Annotated in this window: 21 protein-coding genes, 1 tRNA gene and 1 pseudogene; 5 read left to right on the forward strand and 18 right to left on the reverse strand. The window is 72.9% G+C overall.

Annotation, left to right across the window (positions count from 1 at the left end; genetic code table 11):
- The first annotated feature begins 219 nt into the window (after nucleotides 1-219).
- The gene (locus CLT72_RS09695) at nucleotides 220-936 is read left to right on the forward strand and encodes a hypothetical protein (protein ID WP_101410992.1); all 717 of its coding nucleotides are present in this window, start codon (nucleotides 220-222) and stop codon (nucleotides 934-936) included.
- A 125-nt stretch (nucleotides 937-1,061) separates the two neighbouring features.
- On the opposite strand, the gene CLT72_RS09700 is transcribed toward CLT72_RS09695, so the two are convergent.
- Nucleotides 1,062-3,221: a TerD family protein gene (locus CLT72_RS09700; protein WP_101415061.1), complete on the reverse strand. Its 2,160-nt coding sequence runs from the start codon at nucleotides 3,219-3,221 to the stop codon at nucleotides 1,062-1,064.
- 56 nt (nucleotides 3,222-3,277) lie between these two features.
- A tRNA-OTHER gene (locus tag CLT72_RS31855) sits at nucleotides 3,278-3,406 on the reverse strand.
- 288 nt (nucleotides 3,407-3,694) lie between these two features.
- Between CLT72_RS31855 and CLT72_RS09705 the strand changes: the two genes are divergently transcribed.
- On the forward strand, nucleotides 3,695-4,987 hold the full coding sequence (locus CLT72_RS09705) for a phospholipase D-like domain-containing protein (protein WP_250102525.1): 1,293 nt from the start codon (nucleotides 3,695-3,697) through the stop codon (nucleotides 4,985-4,987).
- 127 nt (nucleotides 4,988-5,114) lie between these two features.
- On the opposite strand, the gene CLT72_RS09710 is transcribed toward CLT72_RS09705, so the two are convergent.
- The 8 genes from CLT72_RS09710 to CLT72_RS09740 all read right to left on the reverse strand — a co-directional run bounded on the left by CLT72_RS09710 (nucleotide 5,115) and on the right by CLT72_RS09740 (nucleotide 11,250).
- Nucleotides 5,115-6,716, reverse strand: coding sequence for a polyketide antibiotic transporter (locus CLT72_RS09710; RefSeq protein WP_101410996.1), 1,602 nt, complete (start codon nucleotides 6,714-6,716; stop codon nucleotides 5,115-5,117).
- Nucleotides 6,713-7,603: an ABC transporter ATP-binding protein gene (locus CLT72_RS09715; protein ID WP_101410998.1), complete on the reverse strand. Its 891-nt coding sequence runs from the start codon at nucleotides 7,601-7,603 to the stop codon at nucleotides 6,713-6,715. The genes CLT72_RS09710 and CLT72_RS09715 overlap by 4 nt, the downstream gene beginning before the upstream one ends.
- Nucleotides 7,604-7,734: 131 nt before the next feature.
- Nucleotides 7,735-8,238, reverse strand: a complete 504-nt coding sequence (locus tag CLT72_RS09720; RefSeq protein ID WP_199184529.1) for a hypothetical protein — start codon at nucleotides 8,236-8,238, stop codon at nucleotides 7,735-7,737.
- A gap of 81 nt (nucleotides 8,239-8,319) precedes the next feature.
- Nucleotides 8,320-8,493: a hypothetical protein gene (locus tag CLT72_RS32215; protein WP_199184530.1), complete on the reverse strand. Its 174-nt coding sequence runs from the start codon at nucleotides 8,491-8,493 to the stop codon at nucleotides 8,320-8,322.
- The gene (locus CLT72_RS09725; RefSeq protein ID WP_101411000.1) at nucleotides 8,490-9,425 is read right to left on the reverse strand and encodes a peptidoglycan-binding domain-containing protein; all 936 of its coding nucleotides are present in this window, start codon (nucleotides 9,423-9,425) and stop codon (nucleotides 8,490-8,492) included. Before CLT72_RS09725 ends, CLT72_RS32215 begins: the two co-directional genes overlap by 4 nt.
- Nucleotides 9,422-9,970 (reverse strand): hypothetical protein, encoded by a 549-nt coding sequence (locus CLT72_RS09730; RefSeq protein ID WP_199184531.1) that lies wholly within the window; start codon nucleotides 9,968-9,970, stop codon nucleotides 9,422-9,424. The genes CLT72_RS09725 and CLT72_RS09730 overlap by 4 nt, the downstream gene beginning before the upstream one ends.
- Nucleotides 9,967-10,557, reverse strand: a complete 591-nt coding sequence (locus tag CLT72_RS09735) for a MauE/DoxX family redox-associated membrane protein (RefSeq protein ID WP_101411002.1) — start codon at nucleotides 10,555-10,557, stop codon at nucleotides 9,967-9,969. Before CLT72_RS09735 ends, CLT72_RS09730 begins: the two co-directional genes overlap by 4 nt.
- A gap of 6 nt (nucleotides 10,558-10,563) precedes the next feature.
- Nucleotides 10,564-11,250: a hypothetical protein gene (locus CLT72_RS09740; protein ID WP_199184532.1), complete on the reverse strand. Its 687-nt coding sequence runs from the start codon at nucleotides 11,248-11,250 to the stop codon at nucleotides 10,564-10,566.
- A gap of 375 nt (nucleotides 11,251-11,625) precedes the next feature.
- On the opposite strand from CLT72_RS09740, the gene CLT72_RS09745 reads away from it, so the two are divergent.
- Nucleotides 11,626-13,629, forward strand: coding sequence for an endo-1,4-beta-xylanase (locus tag CLT72_RS09745; RefSeq protein ID WP_101415063.1), 2,004 nt, complete (start codon nucleotides 11,626-11,628; stop codon nucleotides 13,627-13,629).
- Nucleotides 13,630-13,881: 252 nt separating this feature from the next.
- Here the strand turns inward: CLT72_RS09745 and CLT72_RS09750 are convergent, their stop codons facing one another.
- The 3 genes from CLT72_RS09750 to CLT72_RS09760 all read right to left on the reverse strand — a co-directional run bounded on the left by CLT72_RS09750 (nucleotide 13,882) and on the right by CLT72_RS09760 (nucleotide 16,447).
- Nucleotides 13,882-15,447 carry a class I SAM-dependent methyltransferase gene (locus CLT72_RS09750; protein WP_101411006.1) on the reverse strand — a complete coding sequence of 522 codons (1,566 nt, stop codon included), beginning with the start codon at nucleotides 15,445-15,447 and terminating at the stop codon, nucleotides 13,882-13,884.
- Nucleotides 15,448-15,535: 88 nt separating this feature from the next.
- Entirely contained in the window at nucleotides 15,536-16,003 is a 468-nt protein-coding gene (locus tag CLT72_RS09755; RefSeq protein ID WP_101411008.1) for an SAM-dependent methyltransferase, read from the reverse strand.
- 66 nt (nucleotides 16,004-16,069) lie between these two features.
- Complete coding sequence (locus CLT72_RS09760) at nucleotides 16,070-16,447, reverse strand: DUF4267 domain-containing protein (protein WP_101411010.1); 378 nt, start codon at nucleotides 16,445-16,447, stop codon at nucleotides 16,070-16,072.
- Between the two features lie 104 nt (nucleotides 16,448-16,551).
- Here CLT72_RS09760 and CLT72_RS09765 point away from each other — a divergent pair, with 104 nt between their 5' ends.
- The gene (locus tag CLT72_RS09765) at nucleotides 16,552-17,145 is read left to right on the forward strand and encodes a TetR/AcrR family transcriptional regulator (protein WP_101411012.1); all 594 of its coding nucleotides are present in this window, start codon (nucleotides 16,552-16,554) and stop codon (nucleotides 17,143-17,145) included.
- A gap of 65 nt (nucleotides 17,146-17,210) precedes the next feature.
- Here CLT72_RS09765 and CLT72_RS09770 read toward each other — a convergent pair.
- Nucleotides 17,211-17,948: pseudogene (locus tag CLT72_RS09770) on the reverse strand (class I SAM-dependent methyltransferase); the annotation flags it as partial.
- Nucleotides 17,949-18,245: 297 nt separating this feature from the next.
- Between CLT72_RS09770 and CLT72_RS09775 the strand changes: the two are divergent.
- Nucleotides 18,246-19,115: a DUF6745 domain-containing protein gene (locus CLT72_RS09775; RefSeq protein WP_250101244.1), complete on the forward strand. Its 870-nt coding sequence runs from the start codon at nucleotides 18,246-18,248 to the stop codon at nucleotides 19,113-19,115.
- A gap of 158 nt (nucleotides 19,116-19,273) precedes the next feature.
- On the opposite strand, the gene CLT72_RS31860 is transcribed toward CLT72_RS09775, so the two are convergent.
- Genes CLT72_RS31860 through CLT72_RS09790 form a run of 4 tightly spaced genes read right to left on the reverse strand, consistent with a single transcriptional unit; the run spans nucleotide 19,274 to nucleotide 23,738 of the window.
- Nucleotides 19,274-20,275, reverse strand: a complete 1,002-nt coding sequence (locus CLT72_RS31860; RefSeq protein WP_158242001.1) for an NAD-dependent epimerase/dehydratase family protein — start codon at nucleotides 20,273-20,275, stop codon at nucleotides 19,274-19,276.
- Nucleotides 20,272-21,447: a hypothetical protein gene (locus CLT72_RS31865; protein WP_158242002.1), complete on the reverse strand. Its 1,176-nt coding sequence runs from the start codon at nucleotides 21,445-21,447 to the stop codon at nucleotides 20,272-20,274. The genes CLT72_RS31860 and CLT72_RS31865 overlap by 4 nt, the downstream gene beginning before the upstream one ends.
- Nucleotides 21,448-21,468: 21 nt before the next feature.
- On the reverse strand, nucleotides 21,469-22,161 hold the full coding sequence (locus CLT72_RS09785) for an HAD family hydrolase (protein WP_158242003.1): 693 nt from the start codon (nucleotides 22,159-22,161) through the stop codon (nucleotides 21,469-21,471).
- The gene (locus CLT72_RS09790) at nucleotides 22,158-23,738 is read right to left on the reverse strand and encodes an AMP-binding protein (RefSeq protein WP_101411016.1); all 1,581 of its coding nucleotides are present in this window, start codon (nucleotides 23,736-23,738) and stop codon (nucleotides 22,158-22,160) included. Before CLT72_RS09790 ends, CLT72_RS09785 begins: the two co-directional genes overlap by 4 nt.
- Nucleotides 23,739-23,776: the final 38 nt, after the last annotated feature.

A 23,776-nucleotide genomic window follows, 5' to 3' on the forward strand; every position in this document is an offset into this window, starting at 1 on the left:
CGCACGCGTGCCGCTGGCCCGCCGCGCGGAGGGCCACGATGCTCATGGTCCGCCGCGCGAGGCCACGTGTGCCGCTGGCCCGCCGCCACGAAGGGCACGACGGGTGCCCGGGGTGGCCACCACGGGCGCCGTGGCGGTCAGGCCACCCGATCCGTACGGGAAAGCTCTGACGCACTAGCATTGCCGCGGTCCGGGACGGCTCTGCTGAAACGAGGCGAAATGCGGTGGCTCCGGGGGTTACTGGGCGGTGGCGGGCGGCTCCAACTCGATGCGGGTCGGCAGCAGGCGCTGCTGCGGGACGTCCAGCACCGGTACGGCGCCCACACGCGAATCCCGTTCCGCGAGCAGGCCCAGGCGGTCACCGCCATGCTGGGCGACGACGACGGCCTGGTGGTGGCGGCCCGGATCGTGAGCCAGGTCGCCGACGAGGCCCACGCGGACCTGCAGGCCCAGGCCCACGAGGTGCACCGCCGCACCGGCCGGCGGCTCCTGGTGAACCGCCGCAACTACCGTCCGCTGTGGAAGGAAGCCGGCCAGGCCCTGCGATGGCCGCTGTCCGCGTTGCCGTGCGGCTTCCATCCGTACGCCCAGGTGGCCGCCGCCGTCGCGGTGCTCGGCAGCCAGGCGTCCCGGCTCGACCGGGTGACCGACCCGGACCCGCTGGTGACCCGCATGTTCGAGGTGCTCGACCTGACCACGGCCGGCTGGGAGTACGGCCGGGTGCGGCTGGACACCGACGCCGCCACCCTGGCCGACCGCCTGATCTCGAGCACCGCGCAGGTCCTCGCGGCCATGGACGACCCGCCCCGGCTGCCACCCGCCGTCCGTGAGCTGATGCGCCGCAACAACACCTACGAGGTGTACGACCCGACCGGCCCCCGGGCGGTAGGTGCGATCAACCTGGGCGCGCGGATGCGTGAGGGCCTGCTGGCCTGAGGACACCGCCGGGGCGGGCGAGGGCCGAGGAGAGCGCGGGTGCTGAATACCAATCCCCCGCCTGGCGGAGGTACCGAATCGAACGGGATAGCAGGAAGCGCCCGCATGGCCTCGGCTCTCGCCGCTTACTCAGGGATCAACTCACTGAGCCGATCGAGCGTATACGCCTCCGATCCGTCCGGCAGCCCCTCGGGCGCCTCGATGCCGACGAAGGTGACCGGCTCCTCCGGCAGCCGACCGTCCCACATCGTCACCTCGGCTCCCGCCCGCCACCGGTCGACCAGGTACGACACCGTGAGGTAACGCCGCTCCAGCAGAGCCCGCACCCGGTCGGCCGTGGTGAACGTGGTCCCCTCCACCCGGTTGAACGAGGGCCGGCCGCGCAGGTACAGGTGCAGCCACACTGCCTGCCAGCCATGCTCGCCCCTGACGAACACCATCGGCAGCGCGACCCGGCCCTGACCCCGCAGGTGCGAACGCGCCCGCACCGTACGCGCGTCGAACGGGGCGCCGAGCTGGTCGCGCGCACGGGTCTGGTACCCGAACATCGACTCGGCGACCTCGTCGAACGACTCGCCCGCGTAGATGTTGACCTGCGGCACCACGTAGCGCCCACCGACCGTCAGGGGCACGTCGATGAACTCGGTCGCACCGTTGACCGCCTCGGTGATGTCGCCGGAGTGCACCACGCCGTCGTGGTGGTAGTTCGTCCACGACACCTGGCCCGCGCTGTGAAACCCGTCGTCGAGCAGCAGCACCGACAGGTCGTAGTCGGTGCGACGACTGCTCTGACGCCAGTACGTGAAGAAGCGCAGCAGCTCACCGGTGACCACCGCGCGCGAGCCCCTCGGCAGCACCGCGAAACCGCCCTCGGCCGCCTTGCCGGACAGCGGCAGTGCGACGTCGAGCACCTCCGGATCCACCACCAGCGGTCGTTCCAGCTCCGGCAGCCGGGCGCTGATCCCGGCGTCCAGCAACGACGACAGCTCGGCCACCAGCCCGGCCGGCAGCGGCGGCCGCTCGTCGGGCCCGACCCAGGCGTTGCGCGAACGGCTCGCGTACAGCCGGGCGGACGCGGGCGTCAGCCGGTTGTCGACATGCTCGCGCAGCGACAGGAGGACCCGGCCCGACGCCGAGGCGAGCGCACCGGTGACCGACTCGACCACAGCGGCCCGCTCCGCCGGCGGCGCCAGCCGCAGCAGCCGGTCGGCGGAGCGCAGGAGCAGGCCCGGCGCGGCCGACAGCACCGATGCGGCCCGGCCGACGGCTCCGGCGCGGATCGCGGCCTCCGCGCGGCCGGCGATGGTGCGGACCGGCCGCTCTCCGCGCGCGACCGCGAACACCGCCTGCGCGTGCGGCCACTGGCCGTACTCGTGCGGGTGCAGCCGCTCCCCCAGCCGCTTCCACCGCTCCGCGTGCCGCACGACGTCGGCGAGCTTCGCCGGGCTCGCGCCGACGACCTCGTCCAGCGCGGCCAGCAGCATCCGCCGCTCGGGGCGCCGGAACGCACGGAACCGCGTGGGTGTCACCAGTGCGGCGTCGCCGCCGGAGACCTGGCAGGCGAGGCGCAGTACGTCGGTCGTCGTGTCGACGCCGACCAGCGGCCGCCCGAGGACGAGCCGGATCCCGTTGAGCACGGCCCGGTTCTCGCGTACCGGGATCTCGGCCGGCTGCGCGCCGTCCACGCAGACGACCGCCAGCTCGCTGAGGATCGCGAGGTCCGCTTCGCCGTGCGGCGTCGAGCTGCCGGCGAGGGCGAGATAGAGCCGCTCTGCCTCCACGTCGGCGGTGTCGCCGAGACGCAGCACCGTCACCCGGTCACCGGCTGCGCTGATCAGATCGTCGTGCGCGGCAAGGAGCTCGGCCCAGGTGTGCTGGTACGTCCCGTAGGCCGGCAGGCCGAGCAGGTTCACGCCGCCCGAGGTCACGGCGTCGCGCAGCTGGGCGTCGCTCGCCGTGCCTCCGCCGGTGAGTACGGCCGCCCGCAGGCGGTCCGTCCAGAACTCGATGGTGTCCGGCACCTCGTCGGGGAAGCCGATGAAATAGGCGTTGTGCTGGACGTGGTCGCCCACCAGCTCGCGCACCGCCGCGACGACCGTGGCGGCGAGGTCCATCGCCGGCGCGGGCGCCAGGGCGCCGACGTGCTCCAGCAGCGCCCGCGACGCCGAGAACCCGACGTCGAGCAGCGCCGCGTCCAGTTGCCGGGCCACCGGCCCGCCGTCGCCGGCCGCACCGGTGCTGGCCGGCACCCGCAGTGTCTTCTGGATGATCAGCTTCTCGAGCACGTGGTCCCCCCGTTCCGGTCGACTCCGGCGGTTGCCGACCCGCAGCCGCGGCACAGTGGGTCGCCGGGGACTCGAACCCCGAACCCTTCGATCCAACAAGGAGAAGGAAGCGCCTCCATGCCCGCACAGGCGGAGAGCGGACGCGCTACTCAGTCGAATGCTCTAGCCAGTTGAGCTAGCGACCCAGGTGTCGATCATCGCACCCGCCGCTTCGGCGTGGCTATCGCATTTGCCGGCGAATGGCGCTGCGGTGGGCCCGCATGGTGATCAGGACGTCATGGACGTCGCCCGGCTGCTTCAGGGTCCAGGAGGTCCTGACCGCCTTGGCTGGGCGTCGTGGACGGCGGTGGGGCGCGTGGACGTTCGCGGGAGCAGCGGGGATGGCGGCCCGCGCCCTTCCCGACCGGCATGGCGAGGGGTAGCCCGCCGACCGGCGCCGATGGGATCCTCCATTAATGGATGCCAATCGATTCTTGACGCGACTCGCGACCCGTTCGGCACTGGTCCTCGTGACCGTCCTCGCCGCCAGCGGCGTCCCCGCCCTCTGCCCCACGCCGGCCAGCGCCGCCGGGCCCGACCCGGTGCTGGACAAGCCGGCATTCAGCCGGCCGCTCGGCTCGGTCGCCGAGCAGAACGCGATCTTCATGCAGCTGGGCGGGATCATCGACCGGGTCCCGCCGGGCGAGGAGATCCAGATGTCGTGGTTCCACTTCTCGTTCTCGGACGTGACGGACTCCGCCACCACTCCGGACATCCCCGGCCGCCTCATCTCCGCTTACCAGCGGGGCGTCCGAGTGAAGATCATCGTGGACCAGTCCTCGGCGACCGGGCGCCCGTTCCAACGGCTGCAACCGGTCCTCGGCTCGACCGACACCGCCGGCTCGTACATCGTGCACTGCGCGGACCGCTTTCCCAGCCAGGACCGGGGCTGCATCGGCACCCGGGCGATCCAGTACACCAACTCCACGGTCACCGCGTACAACCACAACAAGTTCCTGACCGCGTCGAGGATCGTGCTCGGCACCGGGGCGAGCGTGTCCAACGTGGTCTTCCAGGGCTCGGCGAACCTGACGTGGTGGGACGCGAACGAGGCGTACAACAACGGGGTGACGTTCAGCGACGCCACCACCTACAACGCCTACCGGACGTACTTCGCGGACCTGCGCTCCCACCGGTACAGCTCGACCGGCGACAACGACTACTACTGGGTGACCCCGACCGGCAGCACCTACAAGGCGCACTTCTTCCCCCGCCGCGAACGCTCCGGCCAGCCGCTCTCCGACCCCGCCACCGACACCGTGGTCAGCATCCTGAACGCCGTGACCTCGTGCAGCTACGACGACGCGGGCACCCGCCGGCAGACCGACATCCGGGTCAACATGTACTCGTTCAACCGGCCCGAGGTGGCCAAGCGACTCACCGCCCTGCGTAACGCCGGCTGCTGGGTCGACGTCGTCTACACCGAGGCGAACACCGCCGTGCTCAACGCGCTGGGCGGCAACATCCAGCTCACCAGGTGCAACTTCAACGTCGGCCCGGGGCGCGACGTCCGGACCCACAACAAGTACATGCTGATCGACGGCGCGTACGACGACGACATCGTGCCGCGGGTCTTCACCGGCAGCCACAACTACGCCGTCTCGGCCCTGCGACAGGCCGACGAGACCCTGCTGCGGATCATGGGGCGCGGCATGCACGACGAGTACCTGCGCGACTTCTGGCACGTGCGGGACACCTGCCGGGCCCGCGGCGGCGCCGTCCGCTGAACACGACCTGACCGGATTCCCGCCGCCGTCCGGGTGTCGGACTCCGGCCACCCCGCGCGTCACCGCAACCGTCGGCGCAGGGCCGAGACAGCGTCGCAGGCGCTCAGGCGCTCAGGCGCTCAGGCGCTCAGGCGTGCAGGTCGCGGCGGCGGTATCCGATCGCGCCCGCGACGAGCCCGGCCGCTGCCAGGCCGGCCATGACCAGGGCTGCGGCCCAGTCGGGTGTCGTGGCCGGCACGGCGGCCAGATGCGCGAAGGGAGTCGACGCGGCGAGCCAGGCGGGGGCGCCGACGCTGTCCGCGACGACGTGCCACAGGAAGCCACCGGCAGCCGGCAGGACGCCGATCGTCGCGACGGCGCGGGGCATCCAGCCCAGCGCCAGGACCGCGGCGCCGAGGCAGAGCACCACGACGGCCAGGACGTTCCACGCACCGGCGAGGGCCTCGCCCACGCCCAGTCCCGCATCGACCGTGGCCGTACCGACCCACATGGCTAGCCCCGCCACCGTGACCAGGACAAACGCGCCGCCGATCGCGGCGGCCGTCTCGGCGGTCAGCAGCCGCAGCCGGGTCACCGGCGCGGCCAACACCAACGTGAGCCGCCGGGCACTCTCGTCCGCCGCGACGGCCGCGAGCCGGACCGCGACGAACACCCCGACGGGCACCGCGAGCAGGGCGTACATGGTTGCCGCGTAGCCCCGCACGGTGCCGAGTTCCCCGAAGCCGGCCGCGGCCGCCCTCGTCGCGAACTCCGGACTGGCCGTCAGGAAGTCGGTCATCGACCGGGCGATCACCCCGATGAGCAGGAAGTACGCGCCGACGCCGGCCGACCACCCGGCCAACGGCCGCAGGGTGCCCCGCACCGCGAAGGCCGGCACGGAACCGAGCAGCGTCGTGCGCGCCGACCGGCCGCCGGCCGGAGCGACGATCGCCCCGCCGACGTCGCGGCGCGCCGCGAGCCGGCCCGTGCCGACCGTCAGCAGCACTGCGGCGAGCGCCAGCACCAGCACCGGCAGCCCCCGGTCGGTGTCGAACGGGCGGACCAACGCCATGAGTCCGAACGGTGACAGCCAGCGAAGCCAGGCCAGGGCGGACGCGCCGTCGCCCACCATCCGCATCAGCAGCCCGACGACCAGAACGGCGGCCGCGGCGCCGTTGGCCGCCGACCGGCTGGCGAACAGTTGCGCGGCGAGTCCACCCACGACGACGAAGAAGAACCCGACGACGGTCAGAGCGGCGCCGTGCAGCAACGAACCGGTGACGCCCGCGCCTGCGGCGATCATCGCCGCCGCGGTCGCCCCGCCGGCCACAGCCGGTACGACCGCGAGGATGCCGAGGTGCCAGCGGACGGCTTCGGGGAGGGTGGCGCGACCGGACAGCAGCAGGCTCCACCGACCGGCATCCTCCTCGCCACGGGTGATCCGGGTGGCGGCCAGCATCGACCACACACCGAGCAGCACGGCCAGGACCGTTCCGGTCCGCCACACCGTGAACCCGCCCGCGTCGTCGAGGGCGACCGGCTCGCCGAACAGGGTGCGGATCGCCGGGTTGCGCGTCAGCGCCGCCAACGCGGCCGGATCCAGCGGCTGCGCACGGTAGGTGCCCACGACCAGCGCAGACATGCCGGCGCAGATCGCGACGACGACCGCGGCACCACGGCGCACCTGCCGCGCCGCAAGAGCGTTCAGCACCAGCCGGGGGCGCACCGCGGTCAGCGTGGGGGCGCTCATCGGGCGTCCCGGCCGTAGTAGGCGAGGAAGATCTCCTCGAGGCTGGGCTCGCGCACCGCGATCGTCGCCACGCCGGCGTCTGCCAGGGCGCGCAGGGCCGCCGCGGGCGGGCCGTTCAGGGTGAACCGCAGGGCCGACACGCCGTCGGCGCGCAGCGCGTCGATGCCGGGTATGCCGGTGAGGTCCGGTGGCGTGCCGGTGAACGTGGCGGCCACCTCGGTGCGGTGCAGCCGGCGCAGCCCCGCGACGGATGCCACCTCGATCAGCTTGCCGGCGCGCAGGATGCCGACGCGGTCGCAGACGGACTCCACCTCGACGAGCTGGTGGGAGCTGAGGAACACCGTCTGCCCGTTGTCGCGGGCGGTCCCGACGGCCCGCCGGAACTCGAGTTCCATCAGCGGGTCCAGGCCGCTCGTCGGCTCGTCGAGCACCAGCAGCGGCGCCCGGGTGGCGAACGCCGCGACCAGGGCCACCTTCTGCCGGTTACCCGTCGAGTAGGTGCCCGCCGGCTTGGACAGGTCCAACGCGAACCGCTCGGCGAGCTCGTCCCGATAGGCGGTATCGACGCCGGGGCCGATGCGCCCGAGCAGGTCGAGGACCTCGGCGCCGGTCAGCCGCGGCCACAGCGCCACGTCCGCCGGCACGTAGGCGAGCCGGCGATGCGCGGCGGCGACATCGGCAGCGTCCGTGTCGAAGATCCACGCCCGGCCCGAGGTAGGCCGGGCCAGGCCGAGCAGCAGCCGGATCGTGGTCGACTTCCCGGCGCCGTTCGGGCCGAGGAAGCCGAACACCTCCCCCGGCGCGACGTCGAGGGTGACGTCGTCGACCGCGAGTAGCCGACCGTACCGCTTGGACAGGTTCTCGGTGCGCAGGGCGGCAGTGTCCATCGGAGCCTCCGGAGGTCAGCAGCAGGACCGAACTGCCGACCAGACTTCCCGGCGCACCTGCTGTCACCGTACTCCCGGCCGTCATCGCGGGGAAGCCGCAACTGTCGGGGCAGGAGCGGCTCCCGCCGCGTTCAGAACTGCCGCACGGCCAGCAGGCCGACGGCGGCCACGAGCACGGCGCCCGCCGTCACGGTGATCGTCCGGATCCGTACCCGCAGGTCGGCGTCCCACCTGTCGCCGGTGCCGGCGGCACGGCGGGCCAGCGGGGTCATCGCCCGTCCGACGCCGAATCCGATCCCGGCGAGCATCGCGACGTGCGGGCGCTGACCGCCGAGGAGCACAGCGACCGCCAGCACGTACGGGGCGCTCGCCGAGACGTACGTGCGGACCCCGGTGCCCATCTCGAAGCCGAACTGCAGCGCCCCGCGCCGCAGGCTGCGCTGGAGCACGTCCTGCGGCACCTGCCGGGCGTTCTGCGGCAGCCGGACCGGCACCAGGCCGACCTCGCGGAGCAGCCCCAGCACCGCCACCGCCACGATGCCCGCATACCGCCACGGGACGGGCAGGGGCGCGGAGAGGCCGGAGAGCAACCACAGCACCGATCCGCTGAGCAGGCCACCGGCGATCAACCCCACAACGAACAGGGTGAGGACGACGCCCTGCCGATCTCGATCCCGCCACCCGGGCGAGGCCAGCGCGTGCGCGCTGTTGTGCGTTCAAACGGAGCCGGAGAGCGTGTAACCCGCGAGCCCCCCGATCATCGCCCAGGTGAGGACGTGCCCGTACGCGGCGGCGGCGAGCGCGCCGACGGCGAGCAGCAGCAGGGGTACGAGGGGGTCGCCGCCCCGGCGCAGTACCGCCCGGGCACGTCCCGGCAGCGTCCGGGTCATACGGCGGCGCCGGTCAACGTCCGCCAGGAGTTGCCCCCGATCACCCCGTCGATCGTCAGCCCGTTCTGCCGCTGGAAGTCCCGCGTCGCGCTGTCCGTCGCCGGGCCGAAGGAGCCGTCGACCACCAGCGCGTAGCCGCGCCTGTTGAGCTGGCGCTGGGCGGCGCTGACGGCGTGGCCGTTGCTCCCGGAGCGGACCGTGGTCACGAGCTTCGGCCAGGTGGTCGCGTCGACGACACCGGTGGCCCCGAGGCCGGCCGCCGTCTGGAAGCTCTTCACCTTCGCCTCGGTGTCGCCACCGAAGATCCCGTCGATGTCGGTCGCGTGCCCCCGGACGGTCAGCAGGTGCTGCACGGTGTAGACGTTGACCCCCGTGTTGCTCCGCCGGGTGGTGGGCCAACTGGCCGCGCCCAGGCATCCGCACTTGGTGTTCCAGCGGCAGATCGACTTCACCCAGCCCGCGCTGGTCTTCTTGTACCCGTCGTGGCACCGGCGTTCCACCGAGCAGGCGCAGGCGCCGCACGCCCCGTTGTAGGCCCACAGCCAGCCGTCGTAGGTGCCGCCGTAGCACTGGTTCGGCCGCAGGATCCAGGTGACGCCGTCGTTCTTGTGGAACCCCGTGTACGTCCCGCTGGTGTTGCAGGAATCGGCGAAGATCGTGCTCGGGCCGCACCCCGGCGAGCAGTTGTGGTCGCTGGCGTACGTCGGGCACCCGGCGTAGATGGTGTAGCCGTCGGCGTACGCGCGGCGGGCTGCCGGGAACACGCTGAGCGCGGCCATGCCCACCGCGGTGCCCGCCCGGAGCAGGGTGCGTCGCGACAGCGCCCACCCCGCGCGTCTGTGGCCGCCCCGCTCCGGCGGCACCCGCCGCACGGCGGGCCCGGTCCCCGGGTCGTCGCCGCGCAGCCAGGGGACGGTGTCGATACCGGTCATGCCCGGCCTCCCTGATTCGTGGCGCCCGCCGGTGCGGAGCCGCCGGGTGGGCTGTCGACCTCGTCGAGCAGGCGGTGCAGTGCCGCGCGGGAGCCGATCGGCTCGGCGCGGAGCACCCGCCCGGCCCGGTCGACGACGGTGGCGAACGGGGTGGCGATGGCGTCGTACCGCTCGAACAGTTCCGCCTGCCCACCGAGCACGGTGATCGGCGACTGCGCCGCCCGCGCCGGCGGGTCCTCCCGGTAGAGGACCCGGAACTCCAGGCCGGGGCGCTCGTGGTGGTCGGTGGCTTCGGCCAGCACCTCGGTGCAGGTCCCGCAGTCGGGCGCCAGGAAGAGCAGCACCAGCGGAACCGTCGGTGCCGCCGGCGCCAACCGGGCGATTCCGGGGGCCGGTGTGCCCGGCCGCAGGCCGACCGACTCGGGGCGACGCTGCACCGCCCCGCTCGACAGCGCGTGCACCTGGCGTACCAGGCCCGAGACCGTGAACGCCAGCAGGAGTATCGCGATCCAACTCAGGATCAGTGCGCTGGTCTGGAAGCTCATCCGGGCAGGCCCTTCTCCGTCGTGCCGATGGACCGGCCGGTCGTGGGGCGCCCGGCCGGCGCCGTCGTCGGGTCGTGCATCGCGGCGGGCAGGTGCCACAGCAGCGCGGTGAACGTGGCGGAGGCCAGCAGCACGACGGCGAGTGCGGCGTCGGCGCGGTTCAGCGCAACGATCGAGTCGGACAGCGACAGCGCGACCAGGGCCAGCCCGGCGAGCACGGCCGCTCGTGCCACCACCCAACCGGTCATCGGCAGTTCCACCCGGGAGCATCCGCACGGCCCGGCGCGCCCCGTCGACCTCACGAGCAGGCCGTAGCCGGCGTACAGCGCGAGGAGCGCGGCGCTGCCGGCGAGGACCCCGACGAGCAGGCCCTCGCCGCCGGGACGGAGCAGCGCCACGATCCCGGCGCCGGCGAGCACCGCCTCGACGGCGACGGCGACGGCGGCGAGCGCGGTCGGGGCGGGAAGGATCCGGTGCGCGGCCAGGGCCCCGGCGAGCGCCGCCGGCCGGGACAGGTGCTCGGCGGTGCTGACGAGCAGGGTGAACAGGACGGTGTACGCGGCCACGCCGGCCAGCAGTACGGACATCGCGGCCTACCCGGCCGTCCGGACGCGGAGCCGGTCGACCAGGGCGGGCACCTGCTCCATGTCGGTGTCGGCGAACGGCACCAGGCTGAGCCAGGCGTCGGCCGCAGCCAGTACGAAGTAGGGCTGCCCGTCGGGCAGGACGTCGCGGAAGAGCTCACCGGCCTGGGTCCGCAGGCCACGCCAGGAGGGCAGTTGCCCGACGCGCTGCTTGGTCAGCGGTGCGATCTCCAGCAGGCCGAGCCCGGGCACCTCCTTGAGCACGGTGGCGGGTTCGGCGAACTTGGCGCCGGTCTTCGAGGTCGGGCGCAGGGCCAGCCCGTCGTCGTGCTCCTCGACGCGCAGTGCCCGCAGCGCGCCGAGCAGGTCGGTGGTGGCCGCGCCGTACATCTCGGTGAAGAAGCAGTGTCGCCGCCCCCGCCAGACCGCCACGAGCCGCTCCTCGGCCAACTGGATCTGGGGGTCGTAGGACCGGATGCGCGCGGTCAGCAGGGTTCCGCCCTGATAGGTGAGTTCCTCGTCGAACGCCTCGACGCCGAGGGTGCGGGCCACGTCGTCCGCGAGCCCGATCGCGCCGGCCGTGAACTCGTGCAGCCGGCCACCGATCGTCACGTCGGCCACGGAGGTGAACGGCGCGCTGAGGTCGAGCGAGCCGTCCAGCGTGAACCGGTTCTGGTCGATCGCACGATGCGTCACCGGCGCACCTCTGGCTGCCATTCGACCGCCCTTCGTCTGGTCCGGAACTTAGCACCGGCACGATATACGAGTCGGTAAATATTTGACAAGATCGATCACGTGACGAGGTGGTGACCGCGCCGGTCCGATGCCGTGGCGCCGCGGGCGCGCGGACGACCGCTCCTGCCCGCCGGTCGGCTCGGGCGCTGGAGCGCCGCGTCCGTGATCCGTACCATCGGTCCTCGACAGCGGCGCCCGGCACGGGCGCCGCGAGCGGAGCGGGGCCACCGACCACCGGCATGCGGGCTCATGCCGGTCGACCGGCGTGCGCACCACCTCCGCGAGAACCTCGCCCAGCGGTCCGCGCGCATCCACCCGTACCGGAAGGACACCCCCATGCGCGCTCCCTGGACGCGCCGTCACCGCCTCCTGCCGGGGCTGCTGGCCCTGGCCTGCCTCGCCACCGTCGCCGTGGCCGCCGCCGTGCCGCTGTCCACCCCCTCCGCCCGCGCCGCCGACCCCGTCCTGGTCCTCGACGCCACCTTCGAGGACGGCACCACCCAGGGCTTCCGGCCCCGGGCCGGCGAGACCGTCGCGGTCAGCACCGCCGTCGCCCACGGCGGCACCCGCAGCCTGCGCACCTCCGGTCGCACCGCGAGTTGGCAGGGCCCCGCCATCGACCTGCTCGACGAGATGGTCAAGGGAACCCGCTACACGCTGTCGGTGTGGGTCCGGCTCGCCGCCGGCCAGTCACCCGACCAGGTCCGGCTCAGCGTGCAACGCGACTCCGACGGCACCTCCGCCTACGACCAGGTGGTGGGTGACACCGCGGTCACCGCCGACGCCTGGGTCCGGCTCAGTGGCACGTACGTGCTCGCCCACGACGTGGACGGGCTGTCGGCGTACGTGGAGACCGCCGGCGGCACCGCCGACCTGCACATCGACGACTTCACCATGGCGTACCAGCCGACCAAGCCCGTGCAGACGGACATCCCGGCCCTGCGGGAGGTGCTGGCCGCCGACTTCCCGATCGGGGCGGCGATCGGCAACCGGCAGATCATCGGCGACCAGGCGGTCCTGCTGCGCCGGCACTTCGACACGGTGACGCCCGGCAACGCGCTCAAGTGGGACGCCACCCAGCCGACCGAGGGCGCCTTCCGGTGGGCCGACGCCGACACCCAGGTCGGCTTCGCCACCGACAACGGCCTGGCGGTACGCGGACACACCCTCGTCTGGCACCAGCAGACCCCGGCCTGGGTCTTCACCGACACCGACGGCACCCCGCTGACGTCGGACCCGGCCGACAAGGCCCTGCTGCTGTCCCGGCTGGAGGCGCACATCCGGGCGGTCGTCGGCCGCTACGGCGGCGCCATCGGGGTCTGGGACGTCGCCAACGAGGTGATCGACGAGAACCAGTCCGACGGGTTGCGGCGCAGCCGCTGGTACGAGATCAGCGGGCTGGACTACCTGCGGACCGCGTTCCGGGTGGCCCGGGAGGTCGCGCCGACGGCCAGGCTCTACATCAACGACTACAACACCAACGTGCCGGCCAAGCGCGACAAGCTGCGCGACCTGGTGACCCGGCTGCGGGCGGAAGGGGTGCCGGTCGACGGCGTCGGGCACCAGATGCACGTCAACGTCCAGTGGCCGTCCATCGCCGAGACCGAGGCAATGCTCCAGGCGTTCGTCCCGCTCGGCGTGGAGCAACAGGTCACCGAGATGGACGTCAGCATCTACGTCGACAACAGCGAGTCCTTCCCCACCCCGCCGGCCGACCGGCTGCTGACCCAGGCACACCGGTACCGGGACCTGTTCGCCCTCTACCGCCGCTACGCCGACGAACTGACCTCGGTGACCCTCTGGGGGCTGGCGGACGACGACACCTGGCTGGACACCTTCCCGGTGGCCCGCAAGGACGCGCCGCTGCTGTTCGACACGGAACTCCAGGCGAAGTCGGCGTACTGGGGGATCGTCGACCCGACCCGCATCGATCCGACGCCGACGCCGACGGTCTCCCCCACGGTCAGCCCGACGGTCTCCCCGACGGCCAGCCCGACTGCCACGCCGACCACGGGGCTGGACACCTGCCGGGCGACGTACACCGTCACCAACCAGTGGCCGGGCGGCTTCCAGGCGAGCCTCAGGATCACCAACACCGGGGTGACCGCGCACGACGGCTGGACCGTGCGCTGGCGGTTCCCGGACGGGCAGCTGGTCAGCCAGCTCTGGAACGGCACGGTCCGGCAGGACGGTCCGGAGGTGACGGTCACCCCCACGTCCTGGAACTCCGCCCTGCCCGCCGGCGGGACGGTCGAGTTCGGCTTCCTCGCCGGCTGGAAGACGAGCAACAACCGACCGGTCGGCTTCACCCTCGACGGGCTGACCTGCACGACGGGCTGACCCGCCGGCCGCGTACGCCAAAGGCCGGTGACCAGCCGCCGCCCGAGCGCGACGCCCGATCGGCGCCGCCGGTCGGTGGAGGGCCCCGGGGCACCCGAGGTGTGGGCCGGGCGGTGGCCGGGCCGGGCAGGCCCGGCCACCGCCATGTCCGGGTCCGCCGCCCTGCGGCGCTGGCGGCAGGTCGGGCACCACCGGAGCCGCACCAGGCGGCGTCGACGACCGGGTGGTCCTCGCCCGACCGGCCAGCAGGTGTCAGGTGTTGACCGGACGGCGGGCGACCAGGCGTACGTGGGTGACCGGCCAGTCCAGCGGCTCGCCCGCCGGGGTGCTGAGGGCGGCCACCGGGGCGAGCCGGTTGGTGACGATCCAGTCGTTGCGGGACGTCCCGCTCGCGCCGTCGATCTCGAAGCCGACGTCGGTGAGCAACGACTTCCAGTCGGCGTACTCCATGCCGCAGAACTGCTCCTGGGTCTCCGACAGCCAGTTGTCGGTGTAGTCCTTGCGGGTGAGGAAGTCCATGGCCGCGCCGAGGGTCAGTTCGACCGTGTCGTCCGCCCCGTCCACCGGGCGGTACGCGAACGGGAACCGGTAGTCGACCGCGAACTGGTCCAGCCGGGCCCGGGTCGACAGCCCGCCGACGTACGCCGCCACCTCGCCGGGCGGCAGGCTCGCCAGGTCGGTACGCGGCCGGGGCGGGTTGGCGCCGTCCGTGGCGGTCAGCCGCAGGTGCACCGTCCGGTCCCTGCCGTCCGGCCCGCACACGTCACTGTTGATCCACACGCCGCCAGGCACCGTGTGGTCGTAGAGGGCCCGCACGAACCGGCGCAGCGACGCCATCCGCTCGCCGTACGACCAGATCTCGTGGGTCAGCGCGAAGGTCATGGTGGTGTCCACCGAGCGCGGCGCGAACACCGCCCCGCCGAGCACGTTACGGCGGTAGAAGAAGACGTTCGGGTTCGTGAACACGCCCTGCGCCTTCTTGTGCACGCACTCCTCGAACAACTGCCGGGCCACCTCGACGCCGATCAGGTCGCTCTCGCGCAGGGCCGGCTCCCGGTCGGCCAACTCCAGGACGGCGCCCGCGCCACAACCGACGTCGACGATCCGCCCCGGCCGCACGTGCTCGCGTACCGCGTCCCACTTGCGCCGCGCGGCGTCGCTGAACGCCTCGGCGTACGTCCGGTAGTCGCGGGTGGCGGTCAGTCCGCCCTCGTCGCCGACCACCGGGTCGTTCACCACCGAGCGGACCAGGTCGTCGAGCCGGTAGCGGCGGTACACGTCTACGGTCGCCGGGTGGGTGAGGTCACGCCACGACGGGTCGTCGTCGGCCAGCCGCAGCAGGACGTCCCACGGCCGCACCGGTGCCGGCTCGACGTCGGCCTCCACCCCGGCGATGCGGAAGCCGAGTCGTTCGTACATCGCGGCGACCTCCGGCGTGGAGCAGGCGACCACCGTGTCCACCGGGGTCAGCTCCAGCCCGGTGGACGCCGCGACGGTCTTGAGGGTCACCTCGGCGAACCGGTCGGTCGGGGCGGTGTCGAAGATCGGCACCACCACCGACCGGAGCCCGGTGAGCACGCTGAACCGTTCGATCGCCGCCTCCCGCCGGTGGTACGGGAGCGGGTTGCGCCGGGTGTTCTCGTGGTTGGCCGAGGTCACCGCCCAGACGACGGTCGCTCCGCCGGCGTCCTCGCTCCCGGCCGCCGCGTCACCGTCGGCGAGGCTGTCGTCGCCCTGCGCCGCGAGCTGGCGCAGGTACCCGGCCTGGAACCGGGTCAGCAGGTGGTGGCGGCCGGGAAAGAGCAGGTAGCGGGGCATGTCACGTTCCTAGCCGATGCCTGCTGGGCGGCGCGCGGCAGGGGTGGCTCCTGCGCGACGCGGGGTCGAGCTTCGCCCCCGGTCCCGGCTACGGCCGGAAGTACTCCGACATCAGGCGGCTGACCCATTCCGGCTGCTCGACGTCCACCGGCAGGAACTCCGTCATCGTCGGCTTCAGGTCGATGACCGGGGTGCCGGACACCGCGTCGAGGCCAACCACCGTCAGTTCGCGGCCGTGGACGGACTCGATGGCGCAGCACGTCACCCCGATGCGGTTCGGCCTGCGGGGGCCGCGGCCGGCGAACACGCCCACGGGCGGGAGATCGGTGCGGCCACGGTTGGGGCGGGGTTCGCGGTGGTCGCCGTGTTCCGGGAACTGGTCGAAGAGGAAGAGGACCTCCACGTGGGAGAAGCCCTCCAGGCCCTGGAGGCACGCCTCGCCGAAGCGCTCGTCGACGGTGATCGTGCTGCGGACGGCACCCCAGTTGTCGGTGTGCTGGACATCCGTACGGTCGTTTCGGACCGTACCGATCGGAGTGATCTGGAAGCTGAGCATGGCTGGACACCTTTCCCCCCGTCCGCCAGTGGGCGTCCTGGCCGGCCGGAGCAGTGAGACGATCGGTCAGGCGACGAGGAGGATCACGCCGATCGCCAGCATCACCACGGCGGTCGCCCCGTGGACGCCGTAGACGGCCACCCTCGGCCCCTTGCTGCGCCACACGACCAGTGCGTCGCCGGCGGGTATGCCGGCGGCGGCCAGCATGAACCAGCCCAGCAGGTCGGGTGTCGCTCCCGCCAGCAGGACGAAGATGAAGAGCCCCGCGGCCATGTCGCGCACGGCCTTGACCGACAGCCATGCCTGGAAGGTGCGGTCCTCGGTCGGCGTGCCGGGGATGCCGAAGCCGGCTGCGGCCTGCGGTGCCCAGAAGGCGCGTACGCCGATGAAGCTGATGCTCACGCCGATCAGGCCGGCGAGCACGTTGGCGACGTTGATGAGCATGGGTTGTCCCCTCGTCGGCGGAAGCGTCCGATCTAGCGGCGCTAGCGGTGAGAGCGACGGTACTCTACCGCCGACAATAGGTCTAGCGCCGCTAGGATGTCGTCATGTCCGCCATCAGCGAGCGCCGCGAACGCGAACGCGCCCACCGTCATCAGCTGATCATCACGGCCGCCCGCGAGCTCGCGGAGACCGAAGGCTGGGAGGCGGTGACGACCCGACGGCTGGCCGAGCGCGTCGAGTACAGCCAGCCGGTGCTGTACAGCCACTTCAGCGGCAAGGACGCCATCGTCAGCGCCGTGGCCCTGGACGGCTTCGGGAAACTCGCCGTCCACCTGCGCCACGCGCGGCAGGCCGCCCCCGGCGCCGGGCGGGCCCTGCGCGCCGTCTGCCGCGCCTATCTGGACTTCGCGACCGAGCGACCCGCCCTGTACCAGGCCATGTTCATCCTGCCCACCGACCTGAAGTTCGCAAGCGTCGAGACACCGCCTCCGCTGCGGGCTTCGTTCGACGAGTTCGTCAGCTGCTTCCGTCCGGGCAACAAGCGGCGGGAGCTGTTCGCCGAGGTCGTCTGGAGCGCGTTGCACGGCATGGCCGTCCTGTCGGCCACCGGCCGCATCCCACCGGACGCGCAGGAGGAACGCCTCGACTTCCTCGTCACCCAGCTCGCCGGCACCCCGACGAACCCGGCCACGCCGTGAAGGGCCCGCCGCCGTACTCAGCTCGCCAGGCTGCGGCCGGGCCCAGCTCGCAGGCCCGACCGGACTCAGCCCACGAGCAGGCGCAGGCCGAGTTCTGCCGTGTCGAGGCCGACGAGGTCGTGGTTGCGCTCCGTCCACCGACCTGAGGCGAGGTCGTCACGGAGGCTGCGTACCGCCCTCTGCTCGGCGTCCGGCCCGACCTTGGTCCAGACCGACATGCCGCGCCGGACCCCCTCGTCCAGGTACGCCTCCGGCCGGCGCCAGTAGGCCTCGAAGAAGCCGTCCGCACAGTCCCACGGGATGGGTACCGGCTCCACCCGGGCCTCGATCGCGCCGGCCAGTCCGCCCAGCGCCGGCCGGCCGACGAGGAGGCTCGCGGCCTCGGGAAGGTAGTCGCGGGTGAGCCAGAATCGATCGAGCCACCCGGCGGCACTGGTGTCGTGCGTGAACACCACCACGCGGCGGGCGACGCGCCGCATCTCACGCAGGCCCGCGACCGGGTCCCGCCAGTGGTGGAGGGTGGCGAAGGCCATCGCCGCGTCGAACGACCGGTCCTCGAACGGAAGGCTCTCCGCAGCGGCAGCCACACACGGGGCTGCGCCCGCGGGGCGCTGCGCGCGCATGAGCGCCGACGGTTCCACTGCGGTGACGGCACGGTCGACGGGCTCGTAGGAGCCGGTGCCGGCCCCGACGTTCACGACCGTCCGCGCGTCGCCGAGGGCGGCCCAGACCCGGGCGGCGATCCGCGGTTCGGTGCGCCGTGTCGCGGTGTAGGTGGCGCCGATGGTGTCGTACAGCTGCGCGCTGGACATGTCGCTGCCTCCCCGGCTGTCACCATCCCGCGCGGTGCGCGCGACGGTCTCGCCGCCCTGGATCTCGGCTGGTGTCAGGCGATATATCGGTCTGATACATCGGCAACTTACGTTCCGGCATGCCTCGGCGCAAGCCCCCTGCCGCCGCCCTGGTCAGCCTCGTGCAGCACGTCGCGCCACGTCCCTGACGGGGCGCCTCGGGTGGGAAACCGCCTTGCGCCGGTGCCGCGTCGTGGGCCATAGTCGTGCCATGATCTCGTACCGGAAGGGCGGCGACGCCCTGGCGCTGTGAGCGCCTCCGCGCGGCGCAACGACGCCGCGAAACCTCCACAGACCGTTCGCAGCGGCAACCCGCACGACCTGTGGCAGAAAGCCATCCGGATCCGCCAGGAATGGCTCGATCACGCCCTGTCCACACAGCCGGCTGACAAGCCGACCGCCGAACGGTGCCTGACCGCGATCTACGCCCGGGCATCGCGGCCGCGACCTCGGTTCGAATGGGTCGACTCGCCGGACAAGGCGCGGCCCCTGATCACCGGCTGGCCCACCCTCGATCAACTCTACGAGCGCATCCGGGCGCCCCGGCCGCGCGGAGCACCGCCGCTGGCCAGCGATCTCGCCATGATCGCCTCCCAGTTGCGCGGCGCGCTGAGCGCGGGCGTCACGCACACCGATCCCGAGCTGTCACCCGTGCGCACGAGCAGGACCAAGGAACCATGGCCCGAACTGGCGCCGTCGCAGGCGCTCGACAGCGGCGTCCCGCTCGCTGTGGTGCTGCACCAGGGCGTACGCACGGCATTGCACCGGAGCCTCGCGCACGGGTACCACCTGCCCGTGCGCGCGGCGCTCGCGGACGACGGCCCGGTGCCCGTGTGCTGGTACGGGCAGCAGGACGCCTCGTGGATCGCCTACTACGACGTGCTGCATCGACTCGGCCTTGCCCGGTACGAGCCGGACGATGCCGCACACCTCGACGCCTGGGCCGGCCTGGCCCGCTCCTGCGGCTGGTGGTGGCCCGGCGAGGACGTCTGCGTCGTGGTGGACCGGCCCCAGGCGGTACGAACCGAGCCGATCTCCGGGGCGGTGCACGACCAGATCCGACTGCAACCTCGCGGCCTGCGCTACCGCGACGGCTGGCAACCAAACCTGAGCAGGTGACCTGAGCCGACAGCCGGCCGGGACGGGCACTCGCCAGTCCCGGCCGGTCCGCTCACAGCCCGCGAACCTCGGCACGAACTCCAACAGGACGGTCGAACCCCGGCGGAGAGCCGATCGCGGCTCCTCGCACGTCGTCGGCGGGCCTGCCCGGCCTGCGTTCAGCCCGCGTCCAGAAGTCGCCGCTCGACCTCCGGGGACCACAGCGGATCGAGGTCCCGGCAGGCCGCGCGGCCGTCGGCGGTGCACATCCAGGCCCAGGTGTCGGCCACGGTGTCCCGCAGCGGGCGCTGCACGAGCCCGTGCCGGGCCGCCCTGGCCGCCGCGCCGCGATGCACCGCGGCGTGCTCCGGGCCGGGCGGGAACCAACCGGGCAGGTCGGTCCACGGTTCGACACCGGCGGCGGCGAAGGCCGCGGGTTCGCGCCAGTGCAGCGTGCTCCCGCCCCCGGTGATCTCCACGCCCAACTCGAGCAGCTCGGCCGTGGTCGTTCCGCCCGGCGGGCCGACGGCGTCGAACGCCCCGCCGAGTCCGTCCGCCGCGGCCCGCAGCGTCCACGCCGCGAGGTCGCGGGCGTCGACGTACTGCCAGTCCAGGTCCGCGGGCCCGGGCACCGGTACGGGACCGCCGGCGGCCAGCCGGGCCAGCCAGCGGGGTAGCCGACCGGTGTTCTCGCGCGGCCCGACCAGCAGGCCGGCGCGCAGGATCAGCGCCCGTGCGCCGAAGGCCTGCTCGACGGCGAGTTCCGCGGCCAGTTTGCTCTCGGCGTAGCCGATCCTTTCCGGATCGTCGCCGGACGGCGGATCGACCAGTGGCGCGTCCTCGTCGGCACCGTCCACAGCCGGCCAGGCGTAGACCGAACGGCTCGACACGTAGGTGTACCGGTCGGCCCTCTCGCGCAGCGCGGCGGTCGACCGGCGGACCGCGGCCGGGTCGCCGGACCAGGTGTCGACCACGAGGTCCCAGCGTTCCCTGGTCAGCCGCTCCTCGACCGCGGCCCACGAGCCCGGATCCGTCCGGTCGCCACGGACCGCGGTCACGCCGGGCGGCGGCTCATGCTCGCCACGATGTGCGACCACCACCCGCGCTCCCCTGCGGGCCCCCTCCTCCGCCACCGCCCGGCCGAGGAACTGGGTCCCGCCGAGCACCAGTAGCGTGCTCACACCGTCACGGCCGATCGTGCCCCGGCCTGGTAGGCCGGGTCGATCAGTACCCGCTCGCGGTAGGCCGCGAACCGCTCGGCGATCTCCCGGGCCTGCTCCTCCGCCTCGTCGAGCCGCATCCGGGTGCAGTGGTAGCCGAGTTCCCGAGCGAGCACGTCGGCCGCCTCCGGTTCGAAGACGACCGTACCGGCGCCGTCGATCTCGGTGATGCCGTCGCAGCGTTGCCCACTGAGGTTGACCGCGACGGCCTGCGCCTCGCTGACACCGTCCGGCAGCACCACGTCGACGCCGGACGGCGACAGCGCCACCGGATAGCCGCCGACCCGCCCCAGCGGTCCCGGCGCGTGCACGATCGCATTCCGGCCGTCCAGCAGCGGCGCGAGCACGCTGAGCGCGGATGCCGCCGTCATCACCTGCCCGTCGCGGCCTCCGGTGCGCCGGTAACGCCCGGGCAGCGCGCGGAGCATCTCGCTCAGCTCCAGCCGGCCGGTGACGTCCCTGCCGTCGAGGAGCACCCGCAGGATCATCTCGGCGGCGCCACTGTCGCCCGTGCGGGACAGCCGGTGCGAGACGTAGTGGTGCGCGATGAACCTGATCTCCACCCGGTGGACGTCCGCGCCCAGCAGGTCGGCGGCGGCACTCCGGAGGCCCGGCACGTTGTTCGCGACGTTGCCGATGCCGACGTGCGGCGACAGGCCGGCGCCGGCCAGCGCGGGGTGGACCGCGTCGGGGAACGCGGCGTTGACCACCACGGCGTCGCTGCCGGCGGCCCGGACCGCGCGCATCGCGTACAGCACCGGAACCAGGTGCATCGGCAGCCAGGGACCGAAGTTGGCCTGGTAGAGCCGCTGGAAGGCGGGCTGCGGCAGCGTCGAGATCACCCACCACGACTGGAGGCTGGCGGTCAGGAAGATGACGTCGGGCTGGAACGCGCTGATCGTCTCGGCGGTCCGGTCGACGTCGAACAGGTCACTGACCGCGTCCGACACCACGTTGCGGTGGCCGGTCTGCAGGGAACTCAGGGCGGCCAGGTTCGCCGCGCGCAGCGTCGCCTCGCCGTCGCGCCCGACCAGCCGGAGTTCGCGTCCGGAACCGCCCGAGGCCAGGCCCTGCAGGACCCGGCTGCCGAGGTCTCCGGCGCCGATCACCATTGCCTTGCGGGTATCAACCATCGTGTGACTCTCCCAACGCGTTCATGCACGAGGACCGGAGAAGTGCGAGATCAGCGCCGGCAGGTCGGCCATCTTCGCGAAGGAGCTCAGGCCGGTGACAGCGGTGCCGGGCGGCAGGTGCGGGCTGATCGCGGCATGGTCGGCCGGGGTGCCGTCGGGGCCGTACCGCAGCACCGGCATGCCCGCCGCGATCGCGGCGGCCACCCCGACCGGGCTGTCCTCGATCACCACGCACGAGGCCGGGGGCACACCGCACTCCCGGGCCGCCCAGAGGAACAGGTCGGGGGCGGGTTTCCAACTGCCGATGTCGTACGCGGAGTAGAGCCGCTCTCCGAACGCCGAGGCGATGCCGGCCGCCTCCACCCGCTTACGGATCAGCTCGCGAGGGCTGTTGGAAGCCACGCACATCAGTCGGTCCACGGCGTCGACCACGTGGCGTACGCCGTCGATCGGTTCCAGGCGGTCGCCGATCAGCTCCTCGCAGCGCGCCCGGACCAGCTCCACCGCGCCCGGCGGCGGCTCCGCCGCGGCCCGATCGGAGATCGCGGCGATGCAGTCGGCCATCCGCTTGCCGGCGAACAGCTCGGCGGCCTCGGCGGCGGACAGTCGCACGCCCATCAGCCCGGCCAGGTCGTTCAGCGCCCCGGTCTCGGCGGCCTGGGTGTCCACCAGCACGCCGTCCAGGTCGAAGATGACCAGTTCCGGCGCCGTCACGGCCGCGCGCCGAGCGTCGCGGCGTCCCGCGCGGCGAACCGGTCGGTCAGCGCCCGCCGGTCGATCTTGCCGTTGTCGTTCAGCGGCATCGCGGGCAGGTGTTCCAGCCGGGCGGGCACCATGTGGATCGGCAGCTCGCGGCGCAGCCACCGGTCGAGTTCGGCGGCCGCCACCCCGGAGCCGGTGTGCACCCCGACCAGTTGGGTGTCGTCGTCGACGCGGATCGCGATCACCGCGGCGTCGGTGACGCCCGGATGGCGGTGGATCGCGGCCTCCACCTCGCCGATCTCGATCCGGTGTCCCATCACCTTGACCTGGTGGTCCAGGCGGCCCCGGTGGACCAGGTCAACGCCCTCGCGGGTGACCCGGTCGCCGGTGCGGTACCAGTCGTCGAGTGACGGCGCGTGGCCGGGCGGGCACGGGGTGGCCGGGCCGGTGCCGTCGTACGCCACGAACCGGCCGTCGTTCTCGCGCGGATCGAGATAACCGTCGAACCTCTGCCATCCCCGCAGACACAGTTCGCCGTCGTCGACCGGATTGCCGTCCGGGTCGATGACCAGGGACTCCATGCCCGGGTACATCACCCCGATCGGCAGGGTGTCGTTGTTGGCCGCCGTCCAGCCCGCCGGATCGCCGGTCAGCCGGAACTCGGTGCAGTTCACCACGGCCTCGGTGGGGCCGTACAGGTTGTAGATGTCGGTGTTCGGCGCGACCGAGCGCCACAGCCGGGCGTGCTTGAGCGTGACCGGCTCGGCGCCGAAGAGGCTGTGCCGCAACGACGTCGCGACGCCCAACGGCAGGTTGCCCAGGTGCTGCGCCACCCGGACCGCCGACGGTACGGAGAACCAGTGCGTCAGCTGGTTGCGCACGATGAAGTCGACCGGCTGGAACAGCTCCTCGCGGCTCGGCACGACGAGGGTGGCACCCCCTGCCCAGGTCATGAAGGTCGCGCCGACCGACGCGTCGAAGGTCAGCCCGAACGTCTGCGATATCCGGCAGCCCGGGCCGATCTCGAACCGGACCAGGTTGTGCGTCAGGTACGGCGAGATGTGCCGGTGTCTGTACGGCACCCCCTTCGGCATGCCGGCGGTGCCGGAGGTGAACAGCAGGTACGCCTCGGCGTCGGCGTCCTCGCCCACCGGCGGCAGTCCGTCCACGTCGGCGTGCCCGCCCGGGTCGGTGTCGCCGACCACCAGGGTCGCCGGCCGGAACCGTCGCGGCAGGTCCTGGAACGGGTCACGGACGTCGCGGTCGACCAGCGCCACCTCGACGTCCGCCCGCTGGGCGATGTCGATGTTGCGGTGGCTCGGGTGTTCCGGGTTCAGGGGCACCACCGTGGCGCCGAGCCGTTGCACGGCCAGGATGCCCACGTACGCGGAGGGCGTGGTGCGCGGCGCGACCAGCGCGATCCGCGCGGGCGGGCGGTCGCGCCCGGCCATGATGTCGGCCGCGACGGCCAGCGCCCGCCGGTGCAGCTGGGCGTAGCTGAGCGCGGTCCCGCCCGCCTTCAGCGCCGTGGCCTCCGGGTGCCGGCGGGCCGACTCCTCGAACCATTGATACAGCGTCCGTGTCAGCATGACGTCTCCCAGATCGGAATCGGTGCGGCGGTCTGTCC

This window comes from Micromonospora sp. CNZ309, assembly GCF_002846525.1.